The 9,736-nt window shown below is 55.6% G+C and carries 3 protein-coding genes and 2 pseudogenes; 1 reads left to right on the top strand and 4 read right to left on the bottom strand.

All coding sequences use genetic code 11. From position 1 onward, the window contains the following. Window positions 1–184: IS3 family transposase (locus DMX11_RS24350; RefSeq protein WP_146230379.1), on the top strand; the 184-nt coding region annotated here is incomplete at its 5' end. A 226-nt stretch (window positions 185–410) separates the two neighbouring features. Here DMX11_RS24350 and DMX11_RS26540 read toward each other — a convergent pair. The 4 genes and pseudogenes from DMX11_RS26540 to DMX11_RS24325 form a co-directional block, all read right to left on the bottom strand. Next, window positions 411–587: pseudogene (locus DMX11_RS26540) on the bottom strand (integrase); the annotation flags it as partial. Between the two features lie 1,358 nt (window positions 588–1,945). Beyond that, window positions 1,946–3,101, bottom strand: a pseudogene (locus DMX11_RS24335) (Fic family protein). A 248-nt stretch (window positions 3,102–3,349) separates the two neighbouring features. Next, window positions 3,350–4,771, bottom strand: a complete 1,422-nt coding sequence (ltrA, locus tag DMX11_RS24330; protein WP_110747845.1) for a group II intron reverse transcriptase/maturase — start codon at window positions 4,769–4,771, stop codon at window positions 3,350–3,352. Between the two features lie 702 nt (window positions 4,772–5,473). Continuing rightward, window positions 5,474–9,466, bottom strand: a complete 3,993-nt coding sequence (locus DMX11_RS24325; RefSeq protein WP_110747842.1) for an ATP-binding protein — start codon at window positions 9,464–9,466, stop codon at window positions 5,474–5,476. Between the last annotated feature and the right edge of the window lie 270 nt (window positions 9,467–9,736).

The following is a 9,736-nucleotide window of genomic DNA, read 5'->3' as shown; positions in this document are numbered from 1 at the left end:
TGAGAGTTTCTTCGCTACATTGAAGAGAGAGGAAGCCTACGCGGTCTACCCCACAAAGAAACAGGCTCACCTGGCAATTGCCAGCTACATCCATGGGTTTTACAACAGCTGTCGACTGCATTCAGCATTGGGTTACCGTTCACCGAACGAATACGCAAAAGGCTTAAGGCAGTTGGCTCTGTAGCCAGCTTCTTGGCGTCCGCTGTCACGGGGCAGGCCCAGTGGTTCGCTTCGGTCATAGCAGGGCTTCTTCTTCATCTTTACCAACCTCTCCTTCCGCGCCTGCCAACTTTTGGGCCTCTGTATGGACCGGACACATGGTGGACAGGCCTACGATCCTAGGCTCGTTGATTTGGCCGTTTGGCTTCCCATATCGATAGCGTCGCACACCTGGCGGAACGCTGGCCCGTTCCAGATCCCTGTTCGGAGCGGCACCACTTAACGAATGCCTGCCACCGATCACAGTGTGCCTTCATCGTGCCGTAGTGGCCGCCGCCGAACATGTCTTTCAGCGCCTGCGGCCCTGCATACCTCAGTTGCCTGCCGTAGCCGAAATTGCGGCCATCGCGTCTACCTACCAATGCCATATCGGTCACCTCATCTTCTGCTCTTCAGTCCTCGCCCCACGTCATCCCGCCAAGAATGCTGAGTGTTGTCAGGGATCAAGGCCCCTGCGACCTGTGGGGAATGTCCTCTACGCGGGACTGGCGGCTCCTTACGTCCGGGAGCAAGGGCATCTCATGATCTGGCCTCCTGAACACCGTTACCGGTGGGCGGGTGGAGGCAGCACTGGCTGACGAGACCCGCGCCTGAAGATCCTGAGCCATGTGCAAGCAGCAATGCGATGACCGGGGCATGCCTGACTGTCAGTCAGGTGCAGTCCATTCCCTGGTCTGCGGCACCATCATCTACATGGCTGTTGCTGGTGACATAGGCGTTTGTCACGCCGATTGTCACGAGGTGGAGGGCCGCAAAGCCAAGTGCGATGAGGGCTGCAGCAGTGCTAGAAGCGCCCGTCTCTTTCCAGAGAAAGAGACGGGCACAGGTTGGCGCAATATTCGCCCAAGCGGATAGGTTGCTGCAGGACCGCGAAGTAAAGAGGGAACGTCTGGCGCACGGAAGCGGCGTACTAGAATAGGCGTCGATCACATGGGTAGTGAACGTGCGAGCTACCGGCTTGGGGAGTACACCAAAAATCATTGCCGGGGGCTTTTAGGGCTCGTACCACAGGGTCGCTGACGGAAATTGCATTGGCACTGTTCTTAGACGTGCGTACGGCGGGTCAGTATCTCGGTGCAAGGCACGGGCTTCACCCGTGTTCGCGGGCAAGCCCTAATGCCAGTCAGTTAACGTTTTCCGGCTTGATTGGGGCTGCTTTGCAGCCCTTCGCGGGCTTGCCCGCTCCCACAGGGATCGCGCTAGCTTTTAGAAGTTGAGCAAGCCAGTTGGCTCACACAGGTACGGGGTAATGTTCCGGGTAGCGATACCTGTTCGACTGCCCGGCTGCGCATGCGTGCGTCGGGCAAGCCCTAATGCCAGACAGTTAACGTTCTCCGGCTTGATTGGGGCTGCTTTGCAGCCCTTCGCGGGCTTGCCCGCTCCCACAGGGATCGCGCTAGCTTTTAGAAATTGAGCAGGACAGTTGGCTCACACAGGTACGGTGTAATGTTTCGGGTAGCGATACCTGTTCGACTGCCCGGCTGCGCATGCTTTGAAAAGCTGCTCAGAAGTAGCTTGAAAGGGTTTTGTGGGGAGAGGGAACTGTGTTGCAGGGCACAGTTCCGCGGCGGAGCAAGAATTGCCGGGGCCGCCTTGCGGCCCTTTCGCGACACAAGGCCGCTCCCACACAGGGCGTGGAAGATTCGAGCATCGTGCTTACATTCTGGCCTTAATGTTCACGAAAGGAGACGAATTCAAGCTTAATTAGTGCCGATCTTGCAATTATTCACGGCCTGTCGAGTGGCTCTGGAATGAATCCCTGTTCCCTCAGTGCCTTGATGACCCCACGCACCAGGTAATTGTTGGAGAAGCCAATGGTGTATTGCCTCGAACCTGGGTTGATTGGCAGAAGCATGCCTTGCTCTACCAGGTTCTTGATCTGATAAGTCCGTTGGTTAGCCGTGAGCGCGGGGAGTGCCTGAGCAATGTCACTCGATTTCACGACCTTCAGCTTTATGACGCTGACCAGAATCTGTTCCTCGGTCTCGGTAATCCACTCCCGACTGCGTGCAAAACTCACCGCCGGCAACAGAATGCACTTCGTGAGGTAGCCATAGTCGGTGAGCTTGTCCACCTTCTCCAATTCGTCGCGGATGCCCTGCAACACATAGGTACACCATGCCTCCAGCCCTGCTGTGGTGCCAGTATCGGCAAGCCCTAGCATGGTGTAGTACTTGTCCCGGTCATTGCAGAACACTGCTGTGGGGTTGAGTACCCGACCACCCGTGTTCACGTTGAAGCCGTACTTCATCAACAGCGCGTAGGTCAGCAGCCTTACCACCCGCCCATTGCCATTGCCGAATGGGTGAATCCAACCGAAACGGTGGTGCGCCAGGGCGACCTTCATCAGCGCGTATTTAGGGGAATCGTCGCGATTGATGAAGGTGACCAACTCCTGCATGTACTGCGGCACCAACACACCTTCTGGAGGCAGGTGCTCCGCCTGGGCGATCCTGACCGCCCCTTCCCGGTAGGCGCCTGGCGTTTTATCGCCTTCACGCCGTAACCCCATTACGGTCATGGCGTGCAATTCTCGGATCGTATGCTCTGTCAGGTCTGCACCAGGCTTGATCACCGCTACGATGTAATCCATCGCCTTTTCGATGTTGGCAATTTCCAGCAACTGATCGGTGCTCTCGGCCTTCCCTTCGACCTTGCTGTCGATGTAGTCGGCCAGTGTGGTGTGGTTGCCCTCGATTCGAGCAGAGCCCAAGCTCTCCAGCGTGTGGAACAGCGCCTTCAACTGAAAGAACACCTGATGTGGAATGTCCCCTTCCAGCCTCAGCCTGCGCAGAAATTCGAGCTCGGCCAGAACGTCAACCAGCGGCGAGTCAAAGGACGGGGTCAGTAGCTTGCAGGTCGTGGTGAGAAAACTGGGGCATCTCAAAATTATCTCTAAACGGAAAATCCATTATCTAGAAAAATTTCGGGTCTCACCCCGTAAACACTGGCCAAAACCTGATCGACAGCTAACCATTATCTAAAAATACGTCCAACCCTAAGTGGAAAACTGCGAACCATAAAGTCAAAAAACGCAGATCCGTGGGGAAAAAAACGGGATCGAGTAGGAGGCGGGCTCACACCCGCCGTCCTCTCACACCACCGTGCGTACGGTTCCGTACACGGCGGTTCAAGCTATGCGGCTAAGCCGGTTGATCGTATCCAGTATCGAGACCAGTCCGAGTCGATCCCATAGCTTCTTCGGCAGCGCCTGATTCATATGTGGCGCCCCCGAGTTCCACCACGGGCCTCGGCCGTTACAGACCGATTTACAGGCACGCTCTTCGCTTAAGCCCAGACGCATCAGGTTGCGCGCCCTCGTAGAGGGCTGCTTCCATTGGCGCCAGATGGCACAGCGGAGTTTGTGCCTGATCCAGCCATCCAGTTCCTCAAGTGGCCGTTTGCTCTGGCTAAGCTTGAAGTAACCCGCCCAGCCTCGCAGGACAGGGTTTATCCGCTCAATGGTATTCGTCATCTTGCGGCCCCGTGCACCGCGTAGCAGCTCTGCGATCCGGTCGCGCAGGCGACCCAGGCTCGTCGTTGCCACCCGCAGCCTTGGCTGCTGATGCCAGCTCATCCCATAGCCCAAGTAGTCACACTTCCAGGCTCTCGCGACTCGACTCTTCTTCTGATTCACCGTCAGTTTCAAACGTTGATTCAGGAAGCGTTCGACACTGGCCAGTACCCGTTCGCCAGCCCGAGGGCTGCGTACATAAATGTTCGCGTCATCGGCATAGCGCACGAAGCGGTGACCCCGCCGTTCCAGTTCGCGGTCAAGTTCGTCGAGCAGGATATTCGACAGCAGCGGCGAGAGCGGGCCGCCTTGCGGCGTCCCCTCCTGCCGTGGGCTGACGGCACCGCCTGACATGACTCCCGCTTCAAGGTAGCGGCGGATAAGCCTGAGTACGCACTTATCTTTGACCCGGCGCTCGATACAGGCCATCAGGATGTCGTGGTTGACTCGATCGAAGAACTTCTCCAGATCGATTTCCACGCACCACCGGTGCCCCGATGCCACATGGGCACGGGCCATCTCGACGGCTTGATGTGTGCTTCTGCCCGGACGGAAGCCATAGCTGTAGTCCGAGAACAGTGGGTCGAAGATGGGCGTGAGCTGTTGCTGCAAGGCTTGCTGGATCAAGCGGTCCACGACGCTGGGGATCCCCAGTTGCCGTATGCCGCCTTGCGGTTTGGGAATTTCAACCGCCCGCACTGCGTGAGGATGGTAATCACCAGCCAGCAACCTGGCCTTGAGGGTTGGCCAATACTGTTTCACGTAGCCTGCCAAGTCAGCGACCGTCATGCCATCGGCACCCGGTGCTCCCTTGTTGCTGACCACGCGTTGATACGCACGCTTGAGGTTGGCGGGTGCGAGCACCCGCTCCATCAGCGCGTCCGGCTCCGCGTTCGTCCACGTCGCTGACGCCGTCGGTACCTTTGCACTGTCAGGCATCATCCTCGGCTTCTGGCCGGGACTCTGAATGTCAGTTTCCACCGTAGGAAATTTCTGCATTGCGGCTACCAACGAGACAGTGACGCCTACTGGCGGCATAACCTGTTCAGCCCTTGGTGGCGCGGTTAACCGCCACTTACTACGGCTTCGGCTGACTTCTGCACGCTCATCCCGTCGCCTCTCGACGCTCGGTAGCACTATGGCAAGCGTGCAGATCTCCCAGGGTAATTCGCGCGACCTTCCTGCTTATGCCTGTCGGATTTACGTCACAGCGCTCCGTGCAAGTATTGGGCTTTGGCGATTGTTGCCGCCTGACCCCGCTGTGCCGCCTGATCCGCTTCCTGTTCGTCAGGCCAGCATTTTGCCTCGGGCTTCCTTCAGATTCGCAGTCGCCCGCGACACCCTTGCCTCCGGCTAACACTTCCCCTTGCCGGGTGTGTAGAGGACTTTCACCTCCAAGTCACCCGCTCGGCCACCACAGCCAAGCAGGTTGCGCTTACGCGCAACGCGCCATGCCTGGCGCACAACAAAAAAGCCCGCACAAGGCGGGCTTCTATTGGTGCCAGGTAGCGAGAAATCGCCATAGGCCAACTGATTCTGGTGCGTAGACAGGAGTCGAATTAACCAAAAAGACATTGAATTTGTTGATTATTTTTCTTAAAAGTAAAGATTTCTATCTCTAAAATTATCCTCAGGGGATCGCTATCGACGACGGTTCTAGACCGAAAAGTCGTCATACCCTGCAGTGCCTACAACCATGACTGTAGGCACTGCTGCAAGCCGGCGGCTCAATCATCCAGTTCAATTTATCGGATCAGTGAGACCTCGAAGTACTGCGCGAACACGCCACACATTGATCAAGTGCGGGAACTCGGGGGACTGCTCAGACCCACAACACACAGCCACCGCATCGCCGAAGGTCCCTGCGCTTTCGAAAATTCGCAATTCCCCACTGATTGCCATGCCGACTCGCTTCAGATATGCATCCTTGTGGCCATCTTTACTGGCAACAAAAGCTACAAGCTCGCCTTGTAAGCCTTGCAAATCATTCGTATTGACAAAATTATGGGACTCCAATAGCACCCAGTCGTGGTGACGTATAAGTGGGTAGCCACTATGATCGACGACCCTGGCGGCAGCGAGGGGCATTCCCAGGATTGCGCTGTTACTAACAGCTTGGGCCTCATCCCTACCGACCGCTGTTACTGAGTCGTAGAGGACCCCAACAATTGGCATGAGGCGGACTTTATTTCGGCGCAGCACCAACGCCGGTGCGACTCTCTCGCTCACAGACTGCTCACACGCAAGCGTTAGCTTGCTGACATCCGATCTGTCCGAGTGATACCGACGAGCAAATATCTTGTCGTTGTACAGTGCTACGACCGGATCGCCACACTTGGCTGCACGGTCAAGGGAAACAATTACTACTTGTCCTTTACGGGCGAACGCCCCCAGAGAGTCGCCTTGGATTGCGTAAAGGGCTATATCGCCCAAACTCTCTAGGGAGAGACTAGCTGCAGGAGCTTTCGATGGAGCTACATGGTTTTGCGTCTGCGCACTGAAGTCACCATGGATATGATATTGCTGGTGAGCATTATCGAGCGCGGCTGGTGCCGATGGGGCTTCCGCGAAAAACATGTCTTCATCGTCACGAGTCAGTCTCCCCATGAACCGTGCGTAAGCTGCGGCGCAACTGCGGATCATTCGGTCCACTTCCAAGAACCCTTCTTCGACCACTCCGGCATCGTAGGGTGTGATCTTCCGCAGGTCGTGGTGTGCTTGATTGATTGCCGTGTAGAAGTGGGTCCCCGACTTCAAGTGACTGCAGTTCAGGAGCTTTTCAAAAGGAGGTTCGTGGAACGGCGGCTCGCCAGCGTTGCGCGCACATGCGATGTGACCAATTAGATCTGCAAGAGTTGGTTTGTAGATTAACATCGGATCAGCCGCGAGCAGGTCCCAAAGGCGATTCTCGATGTGTAGCCGAACTCGCTCGACAAATTGCTGACTCAGTACAACATCATTGGGAGAATCAGTCCATGCCTGGTGCCGCTCTTTGACCTCATCAATCGTCGGTGTGAGTGCAACCGTTGATCTGGACGACGACAGAGGGCTGATCTGAAGCATTGTCCATGATGGATGCGCAGAAGAACTTCTTGGAAGTTTGTCCTTAACCGCTGCAATGAACCGATTGTCGTTCGAGGTGATGAGGATGGCCATCCCAGCGGCCACCAAAGCTGGAACAGCAGCCGCGACATTTTCAGTGTTGATTGGATCAAAGAAAGTTTGAGGATCGTCCAGCTGGAGGATCTCCAATGCTCCCGTCCGCGCGCGAATACGTTCCCAAAGGCTAAACACGAAAGCCCATACACAGGCTCTCAAGTGTGAAGAGTTCATGATTTGATGGGCCTGAACGCGCACGATACCGAGCCCCGCATACAGTCCTATCCCTTGTGTGCGGGAAGGATCGAGACCAACGTACCGAGGTCCACCATTGTAGTGAGGGCGATATATCAGATTAAGCCAATCGGTCGTCCGTGCCTCTAGCGTGTGAATGAGGCCTTGAACCTGGTGTTCGACCAACTCCGGGAGTCGGGTGAGCATTTGAACGGCTAATGCTGCACGCTTAATAAGCCTCAATCTATGACTCGCGGCCACCCAACGGTTACGAGCTGCTTCAATCACGTCAATCTGGCGTGTCAGGCTAATAAGAGGTTCTGCAGCGTTGATCGCTTGGATGAGTACAACTACTTGATGCCGTATCGGCAGCATTTCCAAAACGATCACTTCGTCGATTTTTTCACCTCGTGAAAATGACCAGGTCCCAAGATAGCTCGCCAGTAGTGGCTGCATCAGACCGTCCACGGCGTTGCGTTGAGCCCTCAAAGTCAAGGCGTGCTGCAAATTTGCGAATCGGCTAGCGAGTAACCCGCCAGCAAGATCTTTCGGCAACGTGATTTGGGCCGGGAGCTCCAGTTTTGGAAGTGGGAGCTTTGCTACCAGCGCATCCCACAGCTTTTGTGCACTCGATTGGAGGGGACGTAGATCCGTTGCGAAACAATTATCCTTGAGAGCTTCAATTACATATGCAGATTTGCAAAGATCAAGAATGCTGCTCCGGTTTTTGTAATCAATAAAAAACTTCAAGCTCTCCGGGAGAGACTCACTTAGCTCACTCGCAGCAGCTTGCTGCCATTCAGCCAGAGATTTTGTGGCGTCATTGTGTGCTCTCAGTCCTACCTGCAGAGCAGCGGCAATGTCGCTATCCAACAAAGCGTCAGCTGGTACGTCAGCCAAATCCGTTCCGCAAACGGGGCAATCCAGGATCGGTTGGCCGGGGTTTTGTTTTTGATGCCACTGCGCAACCAGCGTGTAGAGCTGCTGACGCGCGGCTTGTTGCTTGTTCTGCTGCCGCTGAACATGGGCTTCAGCACGCTGCGTCAATTCTTTTAGCTTGGCGACAAGCCACTCCTTGTCCGCATCGTTGATCTCCTTGATCTGCTGTAGGACTCGGAGGGAGGGTAATCCGGTCAGAGCAGCAGAACTCAGGTGCTCACGTGCAGACGCAAGTTGATTGAGCAACGTCTGACTACGTTCTGACGTCTCTACGGAAGCGGAGCTCCCAAGGATAGTTTCAATATCCACCAAACCCGTAGCCTGAAGTTGAATCAACCTAGCCCGAACAGCTGCGATAGCCTTGCTGCAATTCTGTTCAGCCGTTGCCTTATCGGGGGTCAGCAATTCTGGCTCTGGCCCAAGCGTTTCGCTTTCAGCGCGCCAAGCTTCGAGGAAGGACTTCTTACCGTCTAGGAATTGAATGCGAGCACCGTCTTTCGCATCTGTAGCAGAGTCGGTTTCGTCTTTTTCGAGACGGCGGACCATGCGGGGCAATCGCAGCCCCAGATCCTGCAGCGGCCTCAACCCTGTAAGCTGAGCGATGGCTTCTGCAAAGCTTGTCTTGTCGTCGAAGCGCATGTTTGCAGCGATGGCAGGCATAAGCGTACCCGCTTCAATTGCCCACTGCGGCAAAGCTAGCGCCTCCAGCCCACTGGAAACTTCCGAGATCGCCCCTCGATCATTCCGCTTCAGCTCGCGCCTGACCGTCGCGACATTCCCATCTTGGTCTTTCAGGTCGAGTTCTACCCATGTATCACAGGCCGGGCGGTCAGCTAGCAGCGAAAGATCCTCCGCTGAAGGTAAAGGAACGATTGCTGGAAGAGTAAAGCTTTTCTCGTCATCACTGCCGCTTGAGATGACTTCCACAGAGATTGGATTGTGGACAAGGGACGGCATGTGTTGGGAGCGGTGAGCTTTTCCGGTCAGGCACCACATCATTGCGCTCTGGAGAGCGGATTTTCCCGCTCCGTTGAACCCCCAAATGCAGGTGACATCACGATCAAGGTGAAGTGTGAATACCTCAGGAGCTTGGCCAGCTGCACCACAGTGGCGGTGTAATCCAGCAAAACGATGAGCGCGCAGTTCTTGAATACGCCAATGAGGACGAACGGTACCCGAGGTTAAGAACTGACCAGTCGCGACGTGCGCCTTCGGTGTAGCAATTGCGTCCAGTAACTGCAGTGCCTCTGCCCCAACCACTTGCTTGGCCTGCACCCAAAGCTCTTTCCGTTTTGCGTAAAAGCCCAACACCGCCCGAGCATCTTCATTATCCAACACGAACGCGCCGGCTCCGTCAGGGAGATTGATTGGTCGCCCCTCGCAAAGCACGTCAACTATTTGATCCAACGTGCAATTTTCCAATTCCATCGGTTCGTGTTGTATCGGGGGAGAGGCTTGCATGAGGTCATTCCTTGGCATCATCAAAAAGTAGAGGCTACGACACTGAACGATACAACTCACCGGCTGACCGGACGCATAGATGGAGATGGTGGCGTGAGTCGCACTAAAGCTGTTCACAACATAAAGTTTTAAGAGAGAATAAACCAGCAGGGTTAGGTATCCCGACTGAACAATTTTACGTGGTCATGTAACCGCGAACGCCGCAATGCGCCAGCTGCCTAAATTTCCCTGATCCGAGCTGTCGCTCCCCAGCCCTGCCGAGGAGTTCCC

It is taken from the genome of Pseudomonas sp. LB-090624, from assembly GCF_003205205.1.
Classification (GTDB): Bacteria; Pseudomonadota; Gammaproteobacteria; order Pseudomonadales; family Pseudomonadaceae; genus Aquipseudomonas.
This window is presented reverse-complemented; position numbering and strand designations above follow the sequence as displayed.

What these genes read in the sequence shown, in the direction of transcription:
- DMX11_RS24325 (WP_110747842.1), bottom strand. Translation starts at nt 9,466, where the DNA reads ATGCAAGCCTCTCCCCCGATACAACACGAACCGATGGAATTGGAAAAT.
- ltrA (WP_110747845.1), bottom strand. Translation starts at nt 4,771, where the DNA reads ATGCCGCCAGTAGGCGTCACTGTCTCGTTGGTAGCCGCAATGCAGAAA.